The organism is Halosolutus amylolyticus (assembly GCF_023566055.1).
Classification (GTDB): domain Archaea; phylum Halobacteriota; class Halobacteria; order Halobacteriales; family Natrialbaceae; genus Halosolutus; species Halosolutus amylolyticus.
Map to the genome: position 1 here is coordinate 580,254 of NZ_JALIQP010000002.1, position 23,441 is coordinate 603,694.

At 66.0% G+C, this 23,441-nt stretch carries 30 protein-coding genes; 18 read left to right on the plus strand and 12 right to left on the minus strand.

From position 1 onward, the window contains the following. Positions 1 to 3: 3 nt before the first annotated feature. The gene (locus MUN73_RS09270; RefSeq protein WP_250140820.1) at positions 4 to 630 is read right to left on the minus strand and encodes a phosphoribosyltransferase; all 627 of its coding nucleotides are present in this window, start codon (positions 628 to 630) and stop codon (positions 4 to 6) included. A gap of 108 nt (positions 631 to 738) precedes the next feature. Between MUN73_RS09270 and MUN73_RS09275 the strand changes: the two genes are divergently transcribed. From MUN73_RS09275 to MUN73_RS09295, 5 genes are all read left to right on the plus strand, one after another. Then, positions 739 to 1,503, plus strand: coding sequence for an NAD(P)H-hydrate dehydratase (locus MUN73_RS09275; RefSeq protein WP_250140178.1), 765 nt, complete (start codon positions 739 to 741; stop codon positions 1,501 to 1,503). A gap of 79 nt (positions 1,504 to 1,582) precedes the next feature. Further along, a complete protein-coding gene (locus MUN73_RS09280) occupies positions 1,583 to 2,299 on the plus strand; it encodes a class I SAM-dependent methyltransferase (RefSeq protein WP_250140179.1) in 717 nt (238 codons plus the stop codon). A 26-nt stretch (positions 2,300 to 2,325) separates the two neighbouring features. Continuing rightward, complete coding sequence (locus MUN73_RS09285) at positions 2,326 to 3,420, plus strand: pyridoxal-phosphate-dependent aminotransferase family protein (protein ID WP_250140821.1); 1,095 nt, start codon at positions 2,326 to 2,328, stop codon at positions 3,418 to 3,420. A gap of 90 nt (positions 3,421 to 3,510) precedes the next feature. Further along, on the plus strand, positions 3,511 to 3,789 hold the full coding sequence (locus tag MUN73_RS09290) for a hypothetical protein (protein ID WP_250140180.1): 279 nt from the start codon (positions 3,511 to 3,513) through the stop codon (positions 3,787 to 3,789). 164 nt (positions 3,790 to 3,953) lie between these two features. Next, complete coding sequence (locus MUN73_RS09295; protein WP_250140181.1) at positions 3,954 to 5,801, plus strand: carbon starvation CstA family protein; 1,848 nt, start codon at positions 3,954 to 3,956, stop codon at positions 5,799 to 5,801. 84 nt (positions 5,802 to 5,885) lie between these two features. Here MUN73_RS09295 and MUN73_RS09300 read toward each other — a convergent pair whose 3' ends face one another. Together MUN73_RS09300 and MUN73_RS09305 are read right to left on the minus strand one after the other, a co-directional pair. Then, positions 5,886 to 6,500, minus strand: coding sequence for a DUF8052 family protein (locus MUN73_RS09300; RefSeq protein WP_250140182.1), 615 nt, complete (start codon positions 6,498 to 6,500; stop codon positions 5,886 to 5,888). Continuing rightward, the gene (locus MUN73_RS09305) at positions 6,497 to 6,877 is read right to left on the minus strand and encodes a cupin domain-containing protein (RefSeq protein ID WP_250140183.1); all 381 of its coding nucleotides are present in this window, start codon (positions 6,875 to 6,877) and stop codon (positions 6,497 to 6,499) included. Before MUN73_RS09305 ends, MUN73_RS09300 begins: the two co-directional genes overlap by 4 nt. Before the next feature lie 127 nt (positions 6,878 to 7,004). On the opposite strand from MUN73_RS09305, the gene MUN73_RS09310 reads away from it, so the two are divergent. After that, the gene (locus MUN73_RS09310) at positions 7,005 to 7,229 is read left to right on the plus strand and encodes a DUF8007 family protein (RefSeq protein ID WP_250140184.1); all 225 of its coding nucleotides are present in this window, start codon (positions 7,005 to 7,007) and stop codon (positions 7,227 to 7,229) included. Between the two features lie 37 nt (positions 7,230 to 7,266). Here MUN73_RS09310 and MUN73_RS09315 read toward each other — a convergent pair whose 3' ends face one another. Further along, positions 7,267 to 7,491 carry a DUF8107 family protein gene (locus MUN73_RS09315; RefSeq protein WP_250140185.1) on the minus strand — a complete coding sequence of 75 codons (225 nt, stop codon included), beginning with the start codon at positions 7,489 to 7,491 and terminating at the stop codon, positions 7,267 to 7,269. Positions 7,492 to 7,549: 58 nt separating this feature from the next. On the opposite strand from MUN73_RS09315, the gene MUN73_RS09320 reads away from it, so the two are divergent. After that, on the plus strand, positions 7,550 to 7,873 hold the full coding sequence (locus MUN73_RS09320) for a hypothetical protein (RefSeq protein WP_250140186.1): 324 nt from the start codon (positions 7,550 to 7,552) through the stop codon (positions 7,871 to 7,873). An 80-nt stretch (positions 7,874 to 7,953) separates the two neighbouring features. Next, a complete protein-coding gene (locus tag MUN73_RS09325) occupies positions 7,954 to 8,181 on the plus strand; it encodes a hypothetical protein (RefSeq protein WP_250140187.1) in 228 nt (75 codons plus the stop codon). A gap of 89 nt (positions 8,182 to 8,270) precedes the next feature. On the opposite strand, the gene MUN73_RS09330 is transcribed toward MUN73_RS09325, so the two are convergent. Next, positions 8,271 to 9,521, minus strand: coding sequence for a CobW family GTP-binding protein (locus tag MUN73_RS09330; protein ID WP_250140188.1), 1,251 nt, complete (start codon positions 9,519 to 9,521; stop codon positions 8,271 to 8,273). A 75-nt stretch (positions 9,522 to 9,596) separates the two neighbouring features. Between MUN73_RS09330 and MUN73_RS09335 the strand changes: the two genes are divergently transcribed. From MUN73_RS09335 to MUN73_RS09360, 7 genes are all read left to right on the plus strand, one after another. Further along, positions 9,597 to 9,893 carry a DUF7990 family protein gene (locus tag MUN73_RS09335; protein WP_250140189.1) on the plus strand — a complete coding sequence of 99 codons (297 nt, stop codon included), beginning with the start codon at positions 9,597 to 9,599 and terminating at the stop codon, positions 9,891 to 9,893. Continuing rightward, a complete protein-coding gene (locus MUN73_RS09340) occupies positions 9,893 to 10,867 on the plus strand; it encodes an ArsA family ATPase (protein ID WP_250140190.1) in 975 nt (324 codons plus the stop codon). The genes MUN73_RS09335 and MUN73_RS09340 overlap by 1 nt, the downstream gene beginning before the upstream one ends. Positions 10,868 to 11,043: 176 nt before the next feature. Continuing rightward, entirely contained in the window at positions 11,044 to 12,237 is a 1,194-nt protein-coding gene (locus tag MUN73_RS09345; protein WP_250140191.1) for a redox-regulated ATPase YchF, read from the plus strand. A gap of 319 nt (positions 12,238 to 12,556) precedes the next feature. Beyond that, positions 12,557 to 13,045 carry an Lrp/AsnC family transcriptional regulator gene (locus MUN73_RS09350; protein WP_265339165.1) on the plus strand — a complete coding sequence of 163 codons (489 nt, stop codon included), beginning with the start codon at positions 12,557 to 12,559 and terminating at the stop codon, positions 13,043 to 13,045. Continuing rightward, complete coding sequence (locus MUN73_RS09355) at positions 13,029 to 13,367, plus strand: HalOD1 output domain-containing protein (RefSeq protein ID WP_250140193.1); 339 nt, start codon at positions 13,029 to 13,031, stop codon at positions 13,365 to 13,367. The genes MUN73_RS09350 and MUN73_RS09355 overlap by 17 nt, the downstream gene beginning before the upstream one ends. Continuing rightward, positions 13,364 to 13,489, plus strand: coding sequence for a hypothetical protein (locus tag MUN73_RS22580; protein ID WP_265339166.1), 126 nt, complete (start codon positions 13,364 to 13,366; stop codon positions 13,487 to 13,489). Before MUN73_RS09355 ends, MUN73_RS22580 begins: the two co-directional genes overlap by 4 nt. A 145-nt stretch (positions 13,490 to 13,634) precedes the next feature. Then, complete coding sequence (locus MUN73_RS09360; protein WP_250140194.1) at positions 13,635 to 14,201, plus strand: DUF7344 domain-containing protein; 567 nt, start codon at positions 13,635 to 13,637, stop codon at positions 14,199 to 14,201. A gap of 55 nt (positions 14,202 to 14,256) precedes the next feature. Here MUN73_RS09360 and MUN73_RS09365 read toward each other — a convergent pair whose 3' ends face one another. Next, a complete protein-coding gene (locus tag MUN73_RS09365) occupies positions 14,257 to 14,559 on the minus strand; it encodes a DUF7967 family protein (RefSeq protein WP_250140195.1) in 303 nt (100 codons plus the stop codon). A gap of 175 nt (positions 14,560 to 14,734) precedes the next feature. On the opposite strand from MUN73_RS09365, the gene MUN73_RS09370 reads away from it, so the two are divergent. The 3 genes from MUN73_RS09370 to MUN73_RS09380 all read left to right on the plus strand — a co-directional run bounded on the left by MUN73_RS09370 (position 14,735) and on the right by MUN73_RS09380 (position 18,028). Further along, on the plus strand, positions 14,735 to 15,493 hold the full coding sequence (locus MUN73_RS09370; RefSeq protein WP_250140196.1) for a hypothetical protein: 759 nt from the start codon (positions 14,735 to 14,737) through the stop codon (positions 15,491 to 15,493). A 274-nt stretch (positions 15,494 to 15,767) separates the two neighbouring features. Then, the gene (locus MUN73_RS09375) at positions 15,768 to 17,384 is read left to right on the plus strand and encodes a spermidine synthase (protein ID WP_250140197.1); all 1,617 of its coding nucleotides are present in this window, start codon (positions 15,768 to 15,770) and stop codon (positions 17,382 to 17,384) included. A 125-nt stretch (positions 17,385 to 17,509) separates the two neighbouring features. After that, a complete protein-coding gene (locus tag MUN73_RS09380; RefSeq protein ID WP_250140198.1) occupies positions 17,510 to 18,028 on the plus strand; it encodes a GrpB family protein in 519 nt (172 codons plus the stop codon). Between the two features lie 170 nt (positions 18,029 to 18,198). On the opposite strand, the gene MUN73_RS09385 is transcribed toward MUN73_RS09380, so the two are convergent. The 6 genes from MUN73_RS09385 to MUN73_RS09410 form a co-directional block, all read right to left on the minus strand. Then, positions 18,199 to 18,756: a GNAT family N-acetyltransferase gene (locus MUN73_RS09385; RefSeq protein ID WP_250140199.1), complete on the minus strand. Its 558-nt coding sequence runs from the start codon at positions 18,754 to 18,756 to the stop codon at positions 18,199 to 18,201. Between the two features lie 55 nt (positions 18,757 to 18,811). Beyond that, positions 18,812 to 19,675 (minus strand): SDR family oxidoreductase, encoded by an 864-nt coding sequence (locus MUN73_RS09390; RefSeq protein ID WP_250140200.1) that lies wholly within the window; start codon positions 19,673 to 19,675, stop codon positions 18,812 to 18,814. Between the two features lie 164 nt (positions 19,676 to 19,839). Next, positions 19,840 to 20,238: a carboxymuconolactone decarboxylase family protein gene (locus MUN73_RS09395; protein ID WP_250140201.1), complete on the minus strand. Its 399-nt coding sequence runs from the start codon at positions 20,236 to 20,238 to the stop codon at positions 19,840 to 19,842. A gap of 215 nt (positions 20,239 to 20,453) precedes the next feature. After that, positions 20,454 to 21,062 carry a VOC family protein gene (locus MUN73_RS09400; protein ID WP_250140202.1) on the minus strand — a complete coding sequence of 203 codons (609 nt, stop codon included), beginning with the start codon at positions 21,060 to 21,062 and terminating at the stop codon, positions 20,454 to 20,456. Between the two features lie 73 nt (positions 21,063 to 21,135). After that, a complete protein-coding gene (locus tag MUN73_RS09405) occupies positions 21,136 to 21,564 on the minus strand; it encodes a universal stress protein (protein ID WP_250140203.1) in 429 nt (142 codons plus the stop codon). A 122-nt stretch (positions 21,565 to 21,686) separates the two neighbouring features. After that, positions 21,687 to 23,363 (minus strand): acetate--CoA ligase, encoded by a 1,677-nt coding sequence (locus MUN73_RS09410; RefSeq protein ID WP_250140204.1) that lies wholly within the window; start codon positions 23,361 to 23,363, stop codon positions 21,687 to 21,689. Positions 23,364 to 23,441 lie beyond the last annotated feature (78 nt).

The window sequence follows — 23,441 nt, forward strand, 5'->3', positions numbered from 1 at the left end:
CCGTTACTCCCGATCGAGGTACTCGATCGCGTCCGCGTCGGTCACCTGGCCGAAGGTCCGGTAGAACTGGCCGACTGCCTGAAAGTTCTCGGGCGTCCGGAGCGCGATCACCTCGTCGGCTTCCGACTCCAGATCGGCGATCGATCGGGGCGAGCCGACGGGGACGGTGAGCGCGACGGATTCGGCGTCCGAGTCCTGGACCTGCCGGAGACAGGCGACCGCGGTCGCGCCCGTGGCGACGCCGTCGTCGACGATCACCACGCGCTCGCCCGCGAGGTCCGGCAGGCCCGGCGTGTCGCGGTATCGATCGGCCTTTTGGGCCGCGTTCTCAGCCTCCTCCTCGCGGATCTCCTCGAGGTACGCGTCGTCCACGCCTAGCCGATCGATGAGGTCGTCGTTGTACCAGGCGCTCCCATCGCTCGCGACCGCACCGATCGCCAGTTCGGGGTTCCCCGGCGCGCCCATCTTTCGGGCCACGACGACGTTCAGGTCGGCGTCGAGCGCGTCCGCGACGGGTCGAGCGACGGGCAGCGCCCCGCGCGGGATGCCGAGGACGACGTCCGCCTCGAAGCCGCGTCGCTCGAGTTCCGCTGCGAGCTGTTCGCCGGCGTCCGTTCGATCGTCGAACATGGGGAGCGCTACGAGAGCCATCCACTATGTCTTGACGTGGCACACGTCGGGTGGGCGACCGGAATACGCCTGCCGAGCGCATATCAGTCGACCGGCGGGAACCTTGCCATGGTACGCCTGCAGCGAACGCTCTCGAACGTCTCCGAGGGCGGGAACGACAACGGTCGCGTCGGCATCGTCGGCGGGGCGGTCGAGTACCCCAACCAGCCCGCGCTGGTCGGGCTGGCGGCGCTCCGGACCGGATCCGACCACGTCCGCGCGTTCGTCGCCGATCCGATCTACGAGGTCGTCGCGAGTTACGATCCGAACCTGCTCGTCGATCGCTACGCGGGCGAACAGTTCGAGCGGAGCGCCGTCGAGCGCACCCGCGAACTGGGCGCGTGGGCCGACGCGCTCGTGATCGGTCCCGGCCTCGTCGACGCCGACCGCGCGGCCCTGTGCGACGCCGTCGACGTGCCGACCGTCGTCGACGCCCTCGCGATCGAACCGGCGCTCGAGGCCGACCTCTCGAACACCGTCCTCACGCCCAGCAGCGCCGAGGTAGAGCCGATCCGCGAAACCTACGGCTCGCTCGAGACCTTCACGACGGAGACCGGAGCGGTCGTTGCGCTGACCGGCGACGTCGACGAGATCGTCGCCGACGGGGAGCGCCTTCGAAACGAAACGGGGACGTCGGCGCTCACCGTCGCCGGGACCGGCGACACGCTGGCCGGCATCGTCGGGTCCCTGCTCGGCCAGGGAACGGACCGGGCCGAGGCCGCCGAACTCGGGGCGTGGGTGCTCGGCAAGGCCGGCGAACTGGCGACGGCCGAGTACGGCCCTGGCGTCGTCGCGACGGACGTGATCGATCGGATTCCGGATACGATTCGGTGAGCGCGGGGACGCGGCCGACGGGCCACGAGTCCGGGAGCACAACCGGTTTCCCGCTGTCTCCCGTCGATCGGCGTACGCGATGCCCACTCACGACGGGACCCGAACGACCTGTGGCGAGTCGACCGACGAGGTTTCACACCCGCTCGTGGCGGCGGTGTACGACTGGGTCGTCCCCGAACGGGCCCTGTTCGCCCCGCACAGACGGTATCTGACGGCCGATCTCTCCGGACGGGTGCTTGACGTCGGGGCGGGAACGGGGGCGAACGTCCCGCACGTCGCGGCGAGCGACGACGAGATCGAGTTCCACGCGATCGAGCCCGATCCCCACATGCGCCGGCAGGCGGCCCGGAAGGCCCGGGCGGTCGGCTGTCGCGTCGACCTCCGGGACGCTCGCGCCGAGTCGTTGCCCTATCCCGACGACGCCTTCGACGTCGTCCTCGCCGGCCTGGTCTTCTGTACGATCGCGGACCCCGACGTGGCGCTGGACGAGGTCGCGCGGGTGCTGAAACCCGGCGGCGAGTTGCGCTTCCTCGAACACGTCAGGGCCGACGGCTGGCGCGCCGCCGGGCAGGACGTCCTGAACCCGCTCTGGGAGCGAGCGGCCGGCGGCTGCCAGCTGAACCGCGACACCGTCGATCGGTTCGTCTGCCACGACGCATTCGACGTCGAGGAGATCGACCGCCTCTCGGTCGGGATCTTTCCGGCGACGCCGATCGTCCGCGGGCGACTGCGGCGCCGGCGCGACGATCGAGACGATAGGGGTTTATTTGACAGGCTGGTGCCTGTCGAGACGTGACAGACCGATCGACGGAGACGTTGCGGATGACGCCCGGCCCGACCGAGGTCCCGGCGGCGGTCCGCCAGCGGATGGCCGAACCGACCCCGAACCCCGACGTCGAACCCGAGTTCGTCGCGTTTTACCGCGAGTTGACGGACAAACTGGCGCGGATCTACCACGCTGACCGGAGCGGCGAGTCCCCGAGGGAAGCGGCCGAACGGCGGGACGTCGTCGTCCTCGGGGGCGAGGGGATCCTCGGCCTCGAGGCCGCCGTCGCCTCGCTGGTCGATCCCGGCGATCGAGTGCTGTGTCTCTCGAACGGCCTGTACGGCGCGGGGTTCGCCGACTTCGTCGAGGACTACGGCGGGGAGGCCGTCGTCTGCGAGGTCCCCTGGGAGGAGACGCTCGATCGCGGGACGGTCGAAGCGCGTCTCGACGACGCCGACGAGGCGTTCGACGTGGCGACGATGGTCCACTGCGAGACGCCGACGGGGACGCTGAACGACCTCGACCCGATCCTCGACCTGCTCGCCGATCGCGACGTGCTCACGGTCGTCGACGCGGTTTCCTCGCTGGGCGGCACGCCGGTTCCGACCGGGAAGGTAGACGTCTGTCTCGGCGCGAGCCAGAAGTGTTTCAGCGCGCCGCCGGGGCTCGCGACCTGCGCGGTCAGCGATCGGGCCTGGGAGCGCATCGAAGCGGTCGAGAACGAGACCTACTACGCCGACCTCGAACCGTGGCGGACGGCGGCCGAGGACGAGTGGTTCCCCTACACCCACCTCACGGCGAACCTGTACGGCCTCGACGCCGCGGCCGACCTGCTTCTCGACGAGGGACTCGAGGGCGTCTTCGATCGCCACGAGACGGCGGCGCGGCGGTGTCGGGAGCGCGCCGCCGACCTCGGCCTGGAGCTGTACCCGGCCGAGGAACGCGATTCGTCGCCGACCGTGACCGCACTCTCGGTCGACGGCCGGGCCGACGAGTTGCAGCGGGCGATGCGCGAGGACCACGAGATCGTCCTCGCGACCGGCCTCGGCGACCTCGAGGACGACATCCTCCGGATCGGACACATGGGCCACAACGCCCGCGTCGATCGGGTCGATCGGACGATGGATGCCCTGGAAGCCGTCCTCGACTGACGCCGAACGAGGGGCCGGTCCCTGGCCACCACGGTAGGGCCGGAACCTGCAGGTGGAATCGTTTCCCGGGCGACGCGACAAGCGGGACGTATGTCCGAACCCGATCGAGAGCCGACCGAGAAGCCCACGAACACCAAACGTGAGGCGAAAGAAGAGGACCAGTGGATGATCCGAAACTGGATCGGGGTCGCAGTCGTCTCGATCTTCGGCTTGCTGTTGCTCGCACTCGGAATGATGCAGGCGACGGGACTCGTCGACCTCCTCGCGCCAGTCGCGGATACCGGGGCCCAGCAGTGGGGCGTGTTCGCCGTCCTGGCGCTCGTCGTGCTCGCGCTGGCCGGATGGAGCTGGAGCGCCATCGCCGGGTGAGCGATCGGGGCCGACGAGCGATCAATAGAGACAACCGGTCAAATTGGCAATTATTCTTCTATACGGAGGTTAACGCCTCAGTTAGAAAATATTCGCTGTGCTCTGCCGAGAAAAATAAACAACTATTAAGGTTCTCGCACTCACTGGGTTTGTTTGGAACTAGCATGACACAGGTGATTTGGATCGTTGCCGCGGTACTGGTAACGTTCACAGTGGGGTACGTGGGGTACTCGCGGTATCTCACGCAGTTCGTCGAACTCGACGCGGATCGAGAGACACCGGCACACAAGTACGAGGATGGTCAGGAGTACGTCCCGTCGAAGAAACCGGTCTTGTTGGGGCATCACTATTCGAGTATCGCGGGGGGCGCTCCGATCGTCGGCCCGATCACGGCCGGGGCCATCTGGGGCTGGGTTCCCGCCCTGCTGTGGATCGCGATCGGGAACCCGCTGATGGGCGCCGTTCACGACTTCGTCTCGCTGTCGGGCAGTCTGCGCCACGAGGGGAAGTCGATCGGCTACATGATCGGCGAGTACGTCGGCGAGAGCGGCAAGAACATGCTGCTGTGGTTCGCGTTCCTGACGATCATCCTGGTCGTGGCCGTGTTCGCGCTCGTCGTCGGGATCGTGTTCAACGCGTTCCCACAGGTCGTGACAGCGTCGTTCATTTATATCGCTCTGGCGCTCGTGTTCGGGGTCTACCTGTACCAGTTCAACGGGCCGTTCATCCCAGGAACGATCGTGTTCGTCCTGGGCGTGTTCGCGGCCGTCTGGGTGGGCATTCAGTACCCGCTGGCGCTGTTCGCCGGTGACTATCCGGCCGGAACGATCGTGTTGTTCAGCGGCACCGGCGAGTGGCTCCCGGGGGCAGCCCAACTCGAAGGGATCGGCGGCGGGAACACCGCGGGGTGGATCCCCATCGTGATGGTGTACGCCGCAGTTGCGAGCGCACTCCCGGTGTGGGTCCTGTTGCAGCCGCGTGACTACCTCTCGTCGTTCCTGCTGTACACCGGCGTCGGCGGAGCGATCGTCGCGATCATCGTCGGGACGTTCCTCGGAACCTCGTCCGAACCGCTCGTCATCGACAGCTCGATCGGCGCGTTCGAAGGGTTCTGGGGCGTCGAAGCGGCCGGGTACGCGCCGCTGTTCCCGCTGCTGTTCATCACGATCGCCTGCGGGACGATCAGCGGGTTCCACTCGCTGGTCTCCTCGGGAACGACCGCGAAACAGCTCGACAAGGAAACCGACGCCCGGCTGATCGGCTACGGCGGCATGCTGGGAGAAGGACTGCTCGCCGCAGTTGCCCTTTCCACGCTCGCGGTGTGGGGCTTCGCCGATCCCGCCGGCGGGATCGGTGCGGCACTGCCGAACTTCGCGTCCGGCGGTGGCGTCATCTTCACGAGCCTCGGTATCCCCGAGACGACCGGCGCCGTGTTCATGGCGCTGGTCCTGTGTAGCTTCCTGCTGACCTCGACCGACACGGCCGTCCGCCTCGGCCGGTACATGATGGAAGAGATCGTCGGGACGCCCGCAGGTCGGACCGACACGGGGCTGAACGCCGATCCCGGGTCGATCGCCCGGGGTCGATACACGAACCCGCTCGTCCAGGTCATTCCGGCGTACCTGCTCGTCGTCTCCGGCCAGTGGGTCGTCCTCTGGCAGCTGTTCGGCGGGGCGAATCAGCTGCTCGCCGCGCTGGCGCTGCTGACCGCGACCGTCTGGCTGGCCAACTGGGACGACAGCAAGCAGCTCATCTCGACCGGCGTCCCGATGGCGGTCATGGTGACGATCACCATCCTCGGCCTCTCGATCCTGGTGTTCTACGAGAACCTCTACCTGAACCTGATCCAGGGCGGGGCGGGAACCACCGAGGCGACGATCTCGTCGATCGTGCAGATGGGGATCGGCCTCGTCCTGATCGGACTGGCGCTCGCGCTAGTCAGGCTCGGGTACAGGAACATTCAGGACGTCCGTCGCGGACCGGAAGCGCCCGCCGCACCGGGCGACGACTGATCGGCGTTCGAACGCGTTTTTTGAGTCGCTTTTTTTGGTCGATCGATCGGACGCAGCGTCGGCGATCGACGGACCCGATCGTCGCTATCGCCAGAACCGCTTCGCGAATCGCGACAGCACGCCGTCCTCGGGTTCGCTCACGTCGTCCCAGAGCGTAAACGCCTCCGCGACGTCGGCGGCCTCGCTGGCGACGCACTCCTCGGCGTCGGGAACGACGACGACCAGGTTCACGTCGTAGTGCCCGTAGTAGCCGAACTTCAGCAGGGTTCGATCGCGAAAGCCCGAGACGTACTCGCGGACGTCGTCGGGAAGTTCGTCGGCGACGAGCACGAAGCTCACGTCCGTCCCGAAGTGCTCCTCGTCGGCGACGATCCGCTCGTCGGCGATCTCGTGACCCAGGTCGACGAGCCGATCGAGTTCCGCGACGGTCGGCCGGGACTCCCGGCGGGCGAAGACGTACTCCTCGGCCTCGTGATCGGCGTAGGAGAGCGCAGGGTGGAAGAACTGCTTCTGGTTGACCACGCGCATCTCGCCGTAGAGGTCCCACCGCTCGCCGCCGTGCCGGTAGTCTTTCTCTAGGTCGTAACTGTACACCAGCCGGTGGGCGACCCGATCGAGGTACTCGTCCGCCCACTCCGGAGCGGCCTCGCTGATCTCCGCGGGCAAGTCGTCGGCGGTCGGCACTTCTCCCTCGCTCATGCGTCGTCCGGGTCGTAGGCGTGTACGTCGTCGTCGGCTTGCGGTGCACCGATCGCCAGCACCGTCACCTGTTCGTCGGCGTCGGCCGGGTTGTACGCGCGCTGTGGGTGTTCCGGGTCGACGACGAACAGGCGGTCGCTCGGCACCTCGTACGTCTCGTCGGGCGTCTCGACGGCCAGGGTCCCCGAGAGGACGTAGAACGCCTCCTGTTGCGTGTCGTGGTAGTGGTAGGCCAGCGGGAGTTCCTCGCCCGGTTCCGCGCGGAACCGGTTGATCGCCATCGTCTCGAGTCCGGCCGGATCCGACAGCTTCCGGCACTCGCTAGGCCGATCGGGCGCCGGGTCGATCGCGTCCGGATCGACGATTCGGTATCCCATACCACCCCGTAGCGACCGGGATCGCAAATATGCGTCGGTGGCCGGTTCGGCGGTGAACGGGCTCGACCGGGCCGTCGGGGCGGTACGTTTTAGCCCCTGGGGACGTACTATCGTGCAAGAGAGTCCCATGGGAGGAAAGCAAACCGAATCCTGCGGCCGGTGTGCGATGTCGTCGGTCGTCGACGTCGTCGAGTCCGAGGACGACGCCGAGAACGCCGATCGCAATCCGTTCGGCGACGATGCGATCGAGATCAACGACGAGACGCTCAGGCGGGTGTCACCCGCCGCGTGGGCAGGGCGGGTGAGTAGCCGGATCGACGCCGCCGCACAGCGACTGATCTACGGGCGGTAGTCGCCCCGTTCGAGACGCCCAGTTTCTCGGGACCCGATTAGGCCATCGTCACGGCGTAGGTCATCGCGAACAGCAGTATCGCCGCGGTCGCGACGTTGACGAATCCGAACTCGACGATTCCCAGGAAGGAGAGCCCCCAGACGATCGTCCAGCCGAACAGCGTCGACAGGATCACGTTCATGAGAAACAGGACGCGGGGATCTCCCCGGGAGGTCGCGACGCCTTCGCTGAATCCCTCGGCTTCCCCATCCCGATCGCTCATAGGGGACAACTGTGCGTGCAACACTTAGCTCTTTGCCGTTCGACGACGTCCCTGCAGTATGCGCCCTCGGAACCGTCAGGGGAGCCCGGTCGATCCCGTCCCGTTCGTCGTCGTCGCCGGCCTCGCGTTCATGATTCTGCTGTCGTTCGGCCCGCTGTACGGCCAGGCACTCGGTGCGTCGCTCGACCGATCGATCGCCGCGTCTGCCGCGCTCTTCGTCCTCGTAACCGTCGGTGCGTACTACAGACAGGTGTGGACCGCCCGACCGGAGGCCGTCGATCTCGTCCCGGCCGGGATCCGCGCCGAGCGGTTATTCTACCTCATTCCCGTTCTCGTGGCGCTCATCGTCGCGCTCGCGATCCCGTTGCTCGCCCGCGGGTAGGATCGATCCTGCCCGAACGATCGTGCGTGCGTGAGACACACTCGCAAAGAATTGTTAGGGTCGGCGTCGAACGATCGACCATGGGATTCATCGCCTCGATGAAAGCGGTGTTCGACTCGACCGGACCCACGGACCGCCCCACGGACGGTTCCAGGGGGGCCTACTGGTGTGACGACTGCGGCGTGCGGATCAGAGACGTCGATCTCGAGGAGGAACGAGTCGATTCGACGGAAGAAGTGCCGACGTGCCCCGACTGCGGCGACGAGATGCGCTTCGAGCGCTCGACCGGCCGGAGTTGCGCCTGCTGACGCAACTCATACGGTTTACTGTACGTCAGTTCCGGCGCAACCGCCGTCCGGATCGCGGTTGCGCCGGGAAATCGGTACAGCAATCCGTATCAGGGTTCGCGAACGACAGTCTCCGCGCCCTGCTCGTCGGGGAACGGGTCGTCGGTCGCGAGGGAGTCGTCGCTCGCCCACTCGTCGTCGGTCACGAGCGCCTCCGAGAGCGCCGCCCGGAGCGCCGATTCGTCGTAGTCGGTGCCGATGAAGACGAGTTCGGTCCGCCGATCGCCGTGCTCGTCGTCCCACGCGAGGTCCGGTCGGTTCGATCGGTACATGTCGCGTTCGATCTCGGGGAGGCTCGCGATCCACGGCCCCTGCGCGGTGGCCCTGATCGACGGCCCGGCCTGAGCGATCGCGACCCGCATCTCGTTGCCCCCGAGCCACGCCGTCCCCTTCGCACGGACGATTTCTGGCGGGAGGTCGCGCAAGAACGACGCGAATCGATCGGGGTGGAACGGTCGCCGACGCCGGAAGACGAACGACGAGACGCCGTAGACCTCGTCGGGATGGTGGTGTGCGTGCTCGGCGTCGTGGTGCTCGTGGGCGTCTTCGCCCCCGTCCTCGTGGCCGTCCCCGTGGTCGTCGTGATCGTCCTCGAGTGCACGTTTCCAGCCGGGCAACTCCGAGAGCCGATCGGGGTCGAACAGCCCGCGACCGAGTATGCGATCGGGATCGACCGCCGAGAACTCCGTGCGGATCGTCTCGGCGTCCGGCTGGAGCGCGTGGACGAGTTCCTCGGCCGCCGCGAGGTCGTCCTCGCTGCACCGGTCGGCCTTGTTGCACAGGACGACGTTCGAGACCTCGACCTGATCGACGAGCAGGTCCGAGAGGGGGCGATCGGCCTCCTCGCCGCGGCGTTCGGGAACCTCCTCGCCGGCGAAGGCGTCGAGGAACGCGGGCGTGTCGAGAACGGTTACGAGCGTGTCGACCGTGTAGCGCGCGGCGACGCGGGACTCCGTCGTGAACAGCCGCGCGACCGGCGCGGGTTCGGAGATCCCCGACGACTCGACGACGAGGTGGTCGAAGGACCGATCGCGAGCCAGCCGGACGACGGCGGTCTCGAGGTCGTCCTGCAACTCACAGCAGATACAGCCGTTCGAGAGTTCCGCGACGCCGTCGTCGAGTTCCAGTTCGGAGCCCTCGGCGACGAGTTCTGCGTCGACGTTCACCTCGCCCATGTCGTTTACCAGCACCGCGAGCGTCCGATCGCCGGCGGTCGACAGCAGGTGGTTGAGCAGCGTCGTCTTGCCAGCGCCCAGACTCCCGGAGAGAATCGTCACCGGGATGGTCCCATCGGCGTCCATAGTCGGACACTGGGAGTCGGACGTCTTGAAAGCGTCCCTCGACAGATTTTACTCGCCGGAACCGCACGTACAGGCATGGACCTGGCCGACCGGATCGAAGCGTTCCGGCAAACGCTGGACGAGTGGCTCCGTGGACTCTACCACGGCATGATCTCGCACCCGTCCTACGAGAAGATCGAAAAGGAGGCCGAGGACGCCGAAGACGCGTTCCTGCTCGCGTGTTTCCCCGACGCGTTCGGGATCCCCTCGCCCGTCTCGTACTACACCGCCGAACTGCTCCCGTTCCTCGAAGACGAGTTCGAGTCCTGGGAGCGACGGCTCTGGGACCGCGGCACGCTCCTCGAACGAAAGGGCCAGCAGTACCACTTCTGATGGAACCGTTCGTCTTCTTCGGCGGCAAGGGCGGCGTCGGCAAGACGACCGTCTCGTGTGCCTACGGGCTTCGCTGCGCCCGCGACGGCCACCGGACGCTCGTCGTCTCGACCGACCCGGCCCACTCCGTCACCGACGTGTTCGACCAGCCGTTCGACGACTCGCTGAAGTCCGTCGAAGGGATCGACGGACTCGACGCGATGCAACTCGACCCCGAGGACGAGGTCACGCGGCACTTAGACGAGATCCGCCAGGACCTCTCCGAGCAGGTTTCGGCCGCGATGGTCAACGAGATCAACCGGCAACTCGAGATGGCCCACGGCACTCCCGGCGCCTACGAGTCGGCGCTGTTCGATCGGTTCGTCGACGTGATGCGCACCGCCGACGCCTACGATCGGGTCGTCTTCGACACCGCGCCGTCGGGGAGCACGCTCCGCCTGCTCGGCCTGCCGGACCTGCTCGAGGGGTGGATCGATCGGCTCATGTACAAGCGCCGACAGAGCATCGACCTCTTCGAGAAGGCGGCGGTCGGGAGCAACGAACCGCGTCGCGTCATGGAGGGCGACCCCGTCCTGGCCCGACTGCAGGAGCGAAAGGAGTTCTTCGAGTTCGCCGGCAACGCGCTGAGCGACGACGCCGCCTTCTTCCTCGTCCTGAACCCGGACGAACTCTCGCTGAACGAGACCGAACGATCGATCGCCGACCTCCGCGAGAAGGAGTTCGCGGTTCGCGGCCTCGTCGCGAACAAACTCACTCCCTCGCCCGATCCCGACGAGAACGGCCGCGGCGCACGCTACCTCCGCGAGCGCGTCGAGACGGAGCGGGCGCACCTCGAGACGATCCGCGAGGCGTTCGACCCGCCGCTGGTCGCCGAGATCGGGTGGCGGGTCACCGAGGTCAAGGGCGACCTCCTCGACGACGTGGCGAGCGAACTCGACATCGAGACGACCATCGAAGCACCGACACACGTCTGACGATCGGCTGGAACAGTTTACCGGGTTGCAACAACCTCGAAAGCCCCGTTCGAGGTGTTCTCAGTTCTCGTAGTCAGCAAACGGTTTGCGTTCACACAGGACGTGAGGTATGCACACAGAACTCACTGTACTTCCGAAGAGAAACCAGTTTAGGCGGTGCCCGCCCAGACCGACCAATGAGTTACCGCATCGGACTCGTCGGCAAACCCTCCGTCGGCAAGTCCTCCTTCTTCAACGCCGCAACGATGAACGACGTGCCCGAGGGGGCCTACCCGTTCACGACGATCGATCCCAGCGTCGGCGAAGCCTACGTCCGCGTCGAGTGCGCCGCGCCGGAGTTCGACGAGGAGTGTACCCCGAACGTGGGCTACTGCGACGACGGGATGCGGTTCGTCCCGACGAAACTCGTCGACGTTGCGGGACTCATCCCCGGCGCACACGAGGGTGCCGGCCTCGGCAACCAGTTCCTCACGGACCTGAACGAGACGGACGTGCTCGTCCACGTCGTCGACTTCTCCGGCGAGACGGACGCGGAGGGCGAACCGACCGAGGGCCACGATCCGCGAGAGGACATCGCCTTCCTCGAGGAGGAACTCGACCAGTGGTACCTCGGGATCTTGGAGAAGGGGATCGAACGCTACGAATCGGGCTACACCACCGAGGACGACGCGATCGAGGCGGAACTCGCCGAGCAGATGAGCGCGTTCAAGACGAACGAGGACGAGATCAAGCGCCTCATCCGGCGGGTCGACGTCGGCTTCGAACCCGCGGCATGGGAGGACGAGGACCAACTCGCCCTCGCCCGCGAGATCCGCAAAGAGACCAAGCCGATGGTCATCGCGGCGAACAAGATGGACAAACCCCAGTCCCGAGAGAACTACGAGGAGATCACGGCCGATCCGGAGTACGACCACCTGACGATCGTTCCCTGTAGCGCCCACGCCGAGAAGGCGCTCAAGTCCGCAGACAAGGCTGGCGTCGTCGACTACCGACCCGGAGACGACGACTTCGATATTACGGGCGATATCTCCGCGGAGCAAGAGCAGGGCCTCGAACAGATCCGCGACTTCCTCGCCGAGTACGGCGCGACCGGCGTCCAGGCGGCCCTCGAGACCGCCCTGTTCGACGTGCTGGGCGTGACGCCGGTCTTCCCCGGCGGCGCGAACGGCCTCGGGAACGAACGCGGCGAAGTGCTTCCCGACTGTTACCTGATCCCGCCGAACTCGACCGCCGAGGACTTCGCCTACAGCCTCCACTCGGACATCGGCGACGGCTTCCTCCACGCGATCGACTGCCGATCGAACCGCCAGCTCGGCAAGGACTACGCGGTCGAGGACCGCGACGTGATCGAAGTCATCACGACCAACTGACGGATCGGTCGCCCCGGAACACCGTACCCTCTTCTCTATCGCCTCGCCCCCGTACGCTCGGGACCGTCGAGTCGGCGACGAATACTCCGGGGGACGGGGAGTCCAACCCGTGCGTGCCGATCGTTGGCCGGTCTCGGGGGCACTGTCAGGACCGGCGATCGGTCACTGGCGTCGCATCGGCTCGCCGGGACTGCGATCTTTCCAGTCCACGCCCCTCCCGTGCGATTTATTCCGCGGCGCAATTCGGAATTGTAAGGCATGCCATCGTGATTTGGGGAAACTATGATCACAGGGCCGCGAGACTGCAAAATTGTGATTTATGAAGATAGACGGTGTGAACAAGGGAATCCTGTTCTTGCTCCAACAGAATGCCCGGCGGATCACGACGCGTGAAATGGCGGCCCGGGTCGGCGTCTCGGCCAGTACGGTCCAGAATCGCATCGAGAAGATGGAAAACGAAGGGATCATCCGAAGCTACGCTCCGCAGATCGACTACGAGAAAGCAGGTCTCCAGCTCCACATGCTCTTTCTCTGTCACGCACCGAACGCCGATCGCGAAACGCTCGCCGAGAACGCACGGGGCGTGAACGGCGTCGTGATGGTACGGGAGGTCCTCACCGGTCAAGAAAACGTCCACGTCGAGGCCGTCGGGACGGATACGGACGACATCGCCCGCGTCAACGACGAACTGAGTGAGCTCGGTCTGACGGTCGTCAACTCGAAAGTGCTCACGAATTCGCACGTCCAGCCGTTCGACCACTTCGGGACGCACATCGTCGACGAACCCACTGATGACGAGTCCGCCTGATTCCGTCGAGTCGCTCGAGTACGATCCGGACGCGGAAACCTACCGGGTCGCGTACGATACGGCGACCACGTCGGCGAGCAGGGCCGTCCTCGCGGCCCTCGACTCGATCGCCCCCGAGCGACTCCAACGCGGCGGTCCCCTGTACGACGCGCTCGATCCCGACGCGCTCGATCGGATTCTGGCGCCACCCCGCGACGACGAGACGGCGGCCGAACGGTCAGTCCGGTTCACCTACCTCGGATTCCGGATCACCGCATTTAGCGAGGGATATCTCGAGATCCACTCGATCCGGGACGGCGAGAACGAGGCGCGATCGAGGTGAGTGACCGCCGTTTCGTCCCGCTCCCGACGGTCCCGCTGAACCGTTCCGGAATCCGCGACCGCCCGGTCGGCGCGATCGCCGACCGGCCGCGGGACGGTGCGTGGGAGAGCGGGAACTCCTAGCGGTATCCGGGTTCGGTCGACGCGGAACGTCGACGAGGGATCGATCGTCCCCGTATACGATCACTAGAGGCGTCTTTAAATACAATTGAGAAATTCTATACAAAAAGATTTAGGTAGCGGCGGTTCCCGGAGTCGGTCGAGTAGGATGACAACCACGGACCGCCCCTTCCGCGATTCGGATGCCCAGCCCACGGAATCGGGAACCGAAGCGTCCCTCCTGTCTCCCGACGACGTGTTCCACATCCTCCAGACGTTCCGGCGGCGGGAGACGATTCGCTACCTGCTGGATGCAGACGGCCCGGTCAAGATGGGCGACCTCGCCGACCACGTTGCCGCACGCGAACACGAGACGACCGTGGCCGAACTGACGTCGACGCAGCGCCAGCGCGTCTACGTTCCGCTGTACCAGTCACACCTGCCGAAACTCGATCGGGCGGGCGTCATCGAGTACGACAAGCCCCGCGGGATCGTCCGATCGAGCGATCGGATCGAAACGTTCCGGCCGTACCTCGAGGCGGCGGCTCCGTCCCCAGCGTCGGCGACCGGCGGAGGGGTCGGCGCGGACGACGGCCACGACCGACGGTATTTCGTTGCGGCGATCGCCGCGGCCGCGAGTCTCCTGGTCGCGACCGCGGCGGGCCTCGAACTCCCCGGTCCGATAGTCGGGGCGATCGTCACGGCGCTGGTCGCGCTCGGGACGGCGTCGATCTGACCCGATCGACGTCGCCAGCGGATCGCGACCCGGACGCACCCCGCGGGCCTCCGGGTCAGATGACGTCGTCGGGGTCGTGCGTCTCCGCCATCCGCGTCGCTTCGGCCGCGTACTGCTCTCGCAGGGCCGGATCGTCGGTCGCGCCGAGGTTGTCGGGATCGGCGTCGACGGCGGCGGTCGTGTCGCGAACGTCGGTAAACGACGTGAGCGCGCGTTCCTTGCGGAAGTACCGATCGCCGTCGGGCGTGGCGTAGGTGAGGATGATCAGGTTCTGTTCGTCGTCGGAGTAGGTCCGTTCGACGAGCCACACGCGTACGCTATCGTCCGGTGTGTCGGACGAGTCCGATGCGTTCGACATGGGAGCGAGTCCGGCGTCCGGACGGAAGAATGTGAGCGTCGTCGATCGGGATCGACGCCGTCACGTGGGCGATCTGAGCGGCGACGTATGCCCGCTCGATCGCCGGGGACACCCCGCTGAAAGCGCTGTTTTACCTTGGAGAAGGCCTTTACCGATATCGATCCGTGAAATCCGTATGCATCGGCGAACGGCACTCACGACGGCAGGCGGCACGCTGGCGGTCGCGCTTGCGGGCTGTCTGTCCGACTCCGACGATACAGGAACGGACGACGAAGACGACGTGGGAGACGACGATCCCGGGGACGACGGGCAGAACGGCGACGGAGACGGCGGCGAGTGGAACGACGACTACCTCGGCGAACGCATGGCGACGACGCCATCGCTCGAGTTCAGTACGATCCAGGGCGCGCAACTGGCGGACGTTCCGCTGGAGAGCGAGGACGTCGACGACGGCACAACCGACGACCGCGTCGAAACGGATCCCCGCGTCGACGAACCGCCGCACGAGATCACGGTGCCGGACGAGGCGGACTCCGAGACGGACCCGGACGGCGAGTACCGGGTCAGGCTGCTGGAAACCGCTGCGGAGCGCGACGACGTCCTCGAGATGGAGACCGTCGACGATGAGACTCGCGATCGGCTCCAGGCGGTCGACTTCGACGACGCCGTGCTGGTCGTCGTCGAATCCGGGTACGGCTCCAGTTCGATCGTCCACCGCTGGGCGCGCGTCGAGGACGTCGACGACGGCGTCCACCTCCACGGCTACTACCGGAAGCCGTACGAACGGCTCGCCGACATGAGCCCGCGGCTGTCCGTCCTCGAAGTCGAGCGCCCGGACGACGACCCGTCGCTCGCTCGCGTGAGCCTCACCGTCACACCGGACCACCGCGTTCACTTCAATTCGACCGAGGGCGTCGTGTCGATCGGCGACTGAAGCCGGTACGACGGCATTCGACGGAAGTCGCCCCGTATCGGACGCCCGGCGAGGGCTGGGTTTCGTATAGCGGTAACGGATATACTGCCGCCGGGGACGATCGATCCGGAAACGACTGGAGCCGGTGCGAACGCGGTGCCGCTGTTGTCGATTCGCTCTCGGAACTACGGTCGCGGCCCGCCCGCGGCGCCGTGAAAACGGATCCGCCCGGAAGACTCGTGACCCCCGGTCGAGCCGACAGGTACTCACGGGCGGCCCCATTCAGTGCCGACATATGGCAGGACGGGCACTGACGACGTACCAGCCCACGAAACCCGAACTCGCCGTACTGATCTCGGGGATCGTCAGCATGGGCCTCGAGATTCTCGCCGTGCGGATCGTCGCGCCGCAGTTCGGGAGCCACATCTACACCGTCGGCGGCATCCTGACGGTCTTCCTCGCGGCCCTGAGCCTGGGCTACTGGCAGGGCGGCAAGCGATCGGTCACGGCCACGAACCGGGAGATGGTCTGGATCATGCTCGCGACGGCGACGTACGTCGCCGTAGTGGTCTACGCGAGCGACCTGTTGCTCACCGCGACGGCGACGCTGGCGGTGCCGCCGCGGTACGCTTCGCTGCCGGCCGTGATCCTCCTGTTCGGCCCGCCGACGTACCTGCTGGGCTTCATCAGCCCCTACGCGGCCGAACTCTCGCGGAAGGAGAGGACCGGCGAGGCCTCGGGCCACGTTTACGCGCTGGGAACGATCGGGAGCATCTTCGGGTCGGGCGCGACCACGTTCGTCCTCGTGCCGGCCCTCACGATTTCACAGATCGGCGTCCTCTTCGGGCTCACCCTCGTCGGGACGGCGGTCGCCCTGACGCTGCCGTCGCTCCCGCGAAAGTCAACCGTCGCGAGCATGGTCGTCGTGCTGTTGCTCGTCGGCGCCGCGGGCGGCACCCCGATCGCGTACGACTACCGCGGCGAGGTCGTCTACGAGACCCAGACGCCCTACCAGCAACTCGAGGTCGTCGACGACGGCGACGTCCGAACGCTGTACCTCGACGGGGCGCGCCACAGCGCGATCGATCTCGAGGACCCCGATCGACACGTCTTCACCTACACGGAGTACTTCCACCTGCCGATGCTGATGGCCGACGACGTCGACGACGTCGATCGGGTCCTGTTCGTCGGCGGGGGCGGCTACACCGGTCCGCAGGACTTCGCGGAGCAGTACGACGTGACCGTCGACGTGGTCGAGATCGATCCCGAGGTGACCGGCGCGGCCGAGACCTATTTCGGACTCGATCGCGGGGACGTCAACGTTCACACGGGAGACGGCCGCCAGTTCCTCCAGCGAACCGACGAGACCTACGACCTGATCGTTCTCGACGCCTTCAAGAAAGAGCAGGTTCCGTTCCACCTGACGACCGTCGAGTTCATGGAACTGCTCTCCGAGCGGCTGAGCGAGGACGGGATGGTCCACGCGAACGTGATTTCGGCACCCAGCGGACCGGCGGGCGAGTTCTACCGCGCCCAGTACAAGACGATGGCCGAGGTCTTTCCGACGGTTTCCAGTTACCGCACGTCGGACCTGAACGCGATCCAGAACGTCCAGCTCGTGGCTTCGAAGGACGACACGCGGCTCACGAAAGCCGAACTCCGCGACCGGAACGCCGCACGGGAGACGGGGGTCGACCTCCAGGACCCGATCGACAACCGGATGGCCGAACCAGACACCGACGACGCACCGGTGCTGACCGACGATCGCGGCGAGGTCGACAGCCTGCTGGATCCGATGCTGGGACAGCGCTATGTCATCGAGGAGACCGACGGAACCGAGACCACGGGCGAACCCGCAGCCGCGATCGGCGGGGACCGGACGATGCGGGCACCGATCGCCACCTCCCGATAGACAGATTGCGGGCTCTGTTGAAACTCTTGCTTGGGGATATATTTCGGGAGTCATGCTGAATACAGGGCGCATATCGGACACAGTGCAACCCAAGATCTATGCACTCACTCCGATTTGTGGAACTAATGGTCGGGTTGGAACGTGGAACCGTCGAATTGGAGCCGTTTCGAGAAGAATGGAAGGAACTCTACAACCAAGAAATAGCGCGGCTGAAAGATATCGCGGGCGATCGGTTCCTCGAGTTTGAGCATATTGGTAGCACCGCCATCGAGGGAATGCCTGCGAAGCCAATAATCGACATCCTCGCTGTCGTCGAAGATTTGGACGAAGCGGAAGATCTCATCCCTCTACTCGAAGAACACCGGTACGAATACCGCCCCGGAGACATAGAAGGACGACTATTCTTCGCCAAAGGGCCGCGCACGAATCGTACCTTCTACCTCTCACTCACAGAGCAAGGGAGCGACTTCTATACCGATAAAATCGCTTTCAGGGAGTATCTTCGTGAGCACCCTGAAGCCGCCGAACAGTACGCCTCCTTGAAGAAGAAAGCGGCAGAGAAATATCCGAAAAACAGGGAGAAATACACCGCGGAAAAGGGAGACTGTATTCAGGATATTCTCGATCGGGCGATGAACGAGTAATCACTGCTCTACCCATATGCCCGTGCTCCAGTTTGATAGATACAGCCGCTGTATTCAGCAGGTGAATGCTATCAGGTACTGTGATTTCAACAGAGCTGATCGCGTCGATTCGGGGTCCTCGGACGATCGAGCCTCTCGAATCGCCGGCCCGCTAATCGGCGGCCGCGTCCTCAACCCTGCCACTCCTCGCGAAGCAGTCCGTACTGGATCGTATCGCGGTATTCGCCGTCGACGAATCGGTCCTTCCGGAGGCGACCTTCCACGGTGAACCCGAGCGATTCGAGCAGTCCACGGGACGCGTCGTTGAAGTCGTAGGCGACCGCCCAGACGCCCGGCGCGTCGTAGACCCGGAACACGTACTCGATGACGAGCGAGACGGACTCCCGGCCGTACCCCTCGCCGTGGACCTCGGGGATCAGCCAGTAGCCCAGTTCGGGCCGCCGCCAGTCGGCGTCCTGGACCGAAACGAGGCCGATCGGACGTACGTCATCGTCCGCGGTCGACGGATCCGGTTTCGGCGGGTCCCGATCGCCCTCGAGGCAGACGAGAAACAGGTCGTCGTCGGGGTCCTCGACCCACTCCTCGATCTCCGATCGATTCTGGACCGGCGACCCGAGCGGGTAGCGAAGTTCCGGATTGGCGCTCCCGCGCTGGAGGAACGGGACGTCCTCGGTCTCGACCGACCGGAGCGTGACTCGTTCGCCGTCCTGCACGCGTGCTCCCGGCATGCGTTCCCCGATCGTGTCGAACGGTATATGTTTTCCGTTCGGCGGGCAGTCGGCCTCACTCCAGCCGACTGTAATCGGGGTCGAACATCTGTGCCGACATCGGGGCCGGATCGCCCTCGGTCAGGTTGTACCGCGAGAAGTCCTCGACACCGGCCTCCCGGAGGAAGTCCTCGTCGTAGACGGCGTTGCCGGTGAACTCGGCCGGGTCGCGGCCGAGAATCTCGAGGACGGTGTCCGCGACGATGTCGGGCGTCCGCCAGTCGTCCTCGGTCCCGAGTCCGAAGTAGCGGGTCGCCCGGGTGTCGATCGCCGTGACTGGCCAGAAGGCGTTACAGCCCACGTCGTCCCCGCTCAGTTCGGTCGCGAGCGAGAGCGTCAGGAACGACATCCCGAGTTTCGACCACGCGTACGGTGCTTCGCCGGGGGCCCGATCGACGGTCACCGGCGGCGCGTTGGTCAGCAGCCAGGCGTCGTCGACCTCCCGGAGGTGGTCGATAAACGCCCGCGAGGTGAGGTACGTGCCGCGGACGTTGACGTCCGTCAGGAGATCGAAGCGGTTCGGCGGGAGGTCCGCGACGGTCGCCAGCTGGATCGCGCTCGCGTTGTTGATGACGATGTTGACCTCGCCGAACTCGTCGATCGCGCGCTCGGCGGCCGCCTCGACCTCGGCCTCGTCGCGGACGTTCAACTGGATCGGGAGCGCCTCGACGCCGCGCTCGCGGGCCTCGCGAGCGGTCTCCTCGATCGAACCCTTGAGGTCGCTGTCCTCGTAATCGTCGTCTTCCTCGCTCGTCTTGCCAGTCGAGACGATGTTACAGCCCTGCTCGGCGAGCGCGAGCGCGATCGCCTTGCCGATGCCGCGAGTCGTTCCGGTGATGAACGCCGTCTGACCGGACAGGTCCGGTTTCTCGAGAGACATGCGTACAGCATTCGGGACCGGCGGTATAGTTCTCCGGGGCGAACCGGGCGATCGTCGGTCAGAAAGTGGAAACCGATCGGCCCATACGGACCGCTGTACGTCAGTTCCGGCACAACCGCGAGCCGTCCTGCGGTTGCGCCGGTAAATCGTTCCAGCAGACCGTATCAGTCGTCAGCCGTCGCCTCCTGTTGCTCGATGTGCTCGACGATTTCGTCCGTCTCCGCGGCGAACTCGTCCACGTCGACCTCGTTGCCGTGGAGCAGCGTCGAGAAGTACTGGGTGGAACTGGCGAGGTTGACGGCCTCCTCGATTTCGGCCTCCGAGACGCCCGCCAGCCGCGACTCCGCCTTGTGGAAGTAGGCGCAGTACGGACACTTCATCGCAGACGCCGCGGCGACCCCGATCAGTCCCTTCTCCCGTGGGGAGAGTTCTGTCTCTCCGAACGTGAGGTCGCGGAAAATTCCCCAGCTGTGATCGCCGGCCGGCTCGGCGATGAGCTCCATCCAGCTCGGGACCTGCCCGAGCGTCCGTTCGATCTCCTCGCGTGACTCTGTTGATACCATGGTAACGAACCCCCGCACGAGAGCGTTCGATCGCGATCGTTACGTAGGCAACTGTTGACAGGATTGCAGTCGCTGCCGATCGTCCGGTTGCTGCAACCGAACGGCGGCCGACAGATATAGTAGCCACTGAAAATCAATGCACACCTGATCGCAGGACAGCTTTGCGATCAGTGTGTAAACCGTTTCAGTGGCTACTATAGAATCGTGAAGGCGTCTCAGACGCCCGCACCGGTCGGCGCGTCGGGCAAGTCGTGTTTCTCGACCTCGATGCCCAGTTCTTCCAGTGCGGCCTCGAGGTGACGCTCTTCTGCGAAGTCGACGCCGTCTTCCTCGCGGAGTCGCTGGGCCGTCGCGAGCACCTCGCCGCGACGATCGTCCGGGATCGAGAACTTGTCCGTCGCGAGTTCGATCGTCAGGCCGTTGTGATCACGGGTGTACAGCGAGTGGAAGATGCCGCGATCGAACTCGTTGTAGCCGCGACCGGCGTCATCGAGCGCCTCCTTCGTCTCGACGAACCGTTCGGGATCGACCGAGAACGAGAGGTGGTGGACCGAGCCGATCTGGTGCTGGAGCGGACGCGGATTCGAGCCTCGATCGCCGACGAAGAAGGTGAGAATCCGGCCGTCGCCCGTGTCGAAGAAGAGGTGCGTCGAGTCCGGATCGTCGAGGTTGGGCTGTCTGAGCACGAGGGGCATCCCCAGCAGGTCGCGATAGAACGCGATCGTGTCCGCCTCGTTACTCCCGATCAGGGTGATGTGGTCGGTTCCGGAGAGTCGGATCGGACTCTCGGGCGGTTCTGCGGTGATTTCTGGCTCGTCCGTCATGGGCACCGGTAGGTGTTCGAGACGTAAACCGGTGCGCCTCCCGGCTACTGCCGCGGGACGCGGTCGAGGTGTTTCAGTCCTCGTCCCCGCCCGCACCAGTCACGACGACCGGTCGATCGGTGTTGAGAATGATCGACTGCGTGACGCTCCCGAAGACCGCCTTGCCGACGGGGGATCGTTTCCGCCCGCCGAGGACGATGGCGTCGGCGTCGTACTCGTCGGCCCACTCGAGGATGTCGTCCTCCGTGTCGCCGCTGTCTTCGAGGATCGTCACGTCGACGTCGTGGTCCTCGAGGTGTTCCTGGGCTGCCCGAACGGAGCCGATCCGCGAGGCCGACTTGAACTGTTCGAACTCCTTCGGGAGATCCTCGCCCTCGTCGGTGAAGACGAACAGGAGGTAGGCCTCGACGGACTCGTCCGCGTGGGGCAACGACGCGACGTACTTCGCCTGTGCGAGCGCTCGGTCCTCGTTGGTGTCGACGGGTATCAGCACGCGGTGCATACCGGACAGTTCGCACAGACGACCTATAAAACCGCTAGTGCGTTCTGGCTGGGTTGGAGTTCTCGTTCCGGCCACGCCGCCAGCGGTCGGCGATCGTCGCCACACCCACCGTCGGGACCCCCTCACTCGGCGGCGTCGGTCTCGCGCTCCCGAAGCGATCGGCGACGGATCTTGCCGGTCGTGGTGGTCGGCAGTTCGTCGACGAACGAAATCTCACGGGGATACTCGTACTCGGCGAGTCGATCGCGGACCAGGTCGCGGATCTCCTCGCGGAGCGTCTCGGGGTCGTACTCGTCGGTCGCGGGCTGGACGAACGCGTGGATCGCCTCGCCCCGGGTCTCGTCGGGGACGCCGACGACGCCCGCCTGTTCGGCGAGCGGGTGGTGGAGGATCGCCTCCTCGACCTCCATCGGGCCGACCCGGTAGCCGCTGGTGAGGATGACGTCGTCGGTCCGGGAGACGAACCAGAGGTAGCCGTCGGCGTCCCGCTCGACCAGGTCGCCCGTCAGGAACCAGCCCTCGTCCGTCCGCTTCGCCGCCGTCTTCTCGGGCAGGCCCCAGTACTCGTCGAAGAAGACGCGCCGATCGGCCGGCTGTACGGCGAGTTCGCCCACCTCGCCGGTCGGTACCGGGTCGCGGGTATCGGGATCGAGGACCCGGACCTCGTAGCCGGGGAACGGGTTGCCCATGCTACCGGGTCGCGTGTCGAACCACGCCTCGGAGTTGCCGACGACGAGATTCAACTCCGTCTGGCCGTAGAAGTCGTTGATCGCGACGTCCGCGAACGTGTCGTCGACCCAGTCGACGACCTCCGCGGTGAGCGGTTCGCCCGCGGAGGCGAACGTCTGGAGGTCGAGGTCGTACTCGCGCTCGGGGTCGTCGACCGACGTGAGCATCCGGAGCGCCGTCGGCGGCATGAACGAGTGGGTCACGCCGTGGCGTTCCAGCAGGTCGAACACGTCCTCGGGGTCGAAGCCGTCCCGCGGCCAGCCGACGATCGAGCAGCCGTGGTGCCAGGCCGCAAAGAGGGTCCCGCCCAGGGCCGCGCCCCACGCCCAGTCGGCCGGCGTCCAGAGGGTCGCCTCGCCCGGGACGAGTCCCTGATCGAAGTAGTTGTACGCCGCCGCGGCCCGGCCGAGCCAGAGCGCGTGGCTGTGGAGGACGCCCTTGGGCGGCCCGGTCGAGCCGCTGGTGTACATGATCGCCGTCGGCGTCTCCGGCGTGGCGTCGTGGACGTCGATCCCCGGTTCGTGCGACGCGAGAAGGTCGTCGAAGGCGTGGGTGCCGGCGTCATCAGCGCCGTCGACCGCCTCGCCGTCGCCGAGTTCGATCACGTGCTCCAGGTCCGGGCAGTCGCCCCGGATCTCGTCGATCGTCTCGCGAACGCTCGGATCGACGACGAGCGCGTTCGCCCCGCTGTCCTCGAGGCGGTACTGGAGCGCGTCGCGGCCGAACAGCACCGTCAACGGAACCGATATCGCGCCGAGCTTCCAGTTCGCGAGGTGGGTGATCGGATTTTCCGGTTTCTGCGGGACGACGACGCCGACCCGATCGCCCGCCTCGACGCCCAGGTCCGAAAGCGCGGCCGCGATGCGGTCCGATCGATCGTCGAGGTCGTCGAAGGTGTAGGTCTCGACGTCGCCGCGCTCGGGTCGTTCGTACCGCAGGGCGACGCGACTCGTGTCCTCGTGTTTCCGGAGAAAATCGACGGCGGGGTTGAACGCCTCCGGAAGGTCCCACGCGAAGTCAGCGCGGGCCCGATCGTACTCCTCGAAGGTCGGCATGACAGTCCAGCTCATGGCCGGGCGTTCCGCGGCCAGCGCATAGCGTTTTTCGACACGGAGCCGACACCACAATCGATTTCCGGTCGTGTCAGG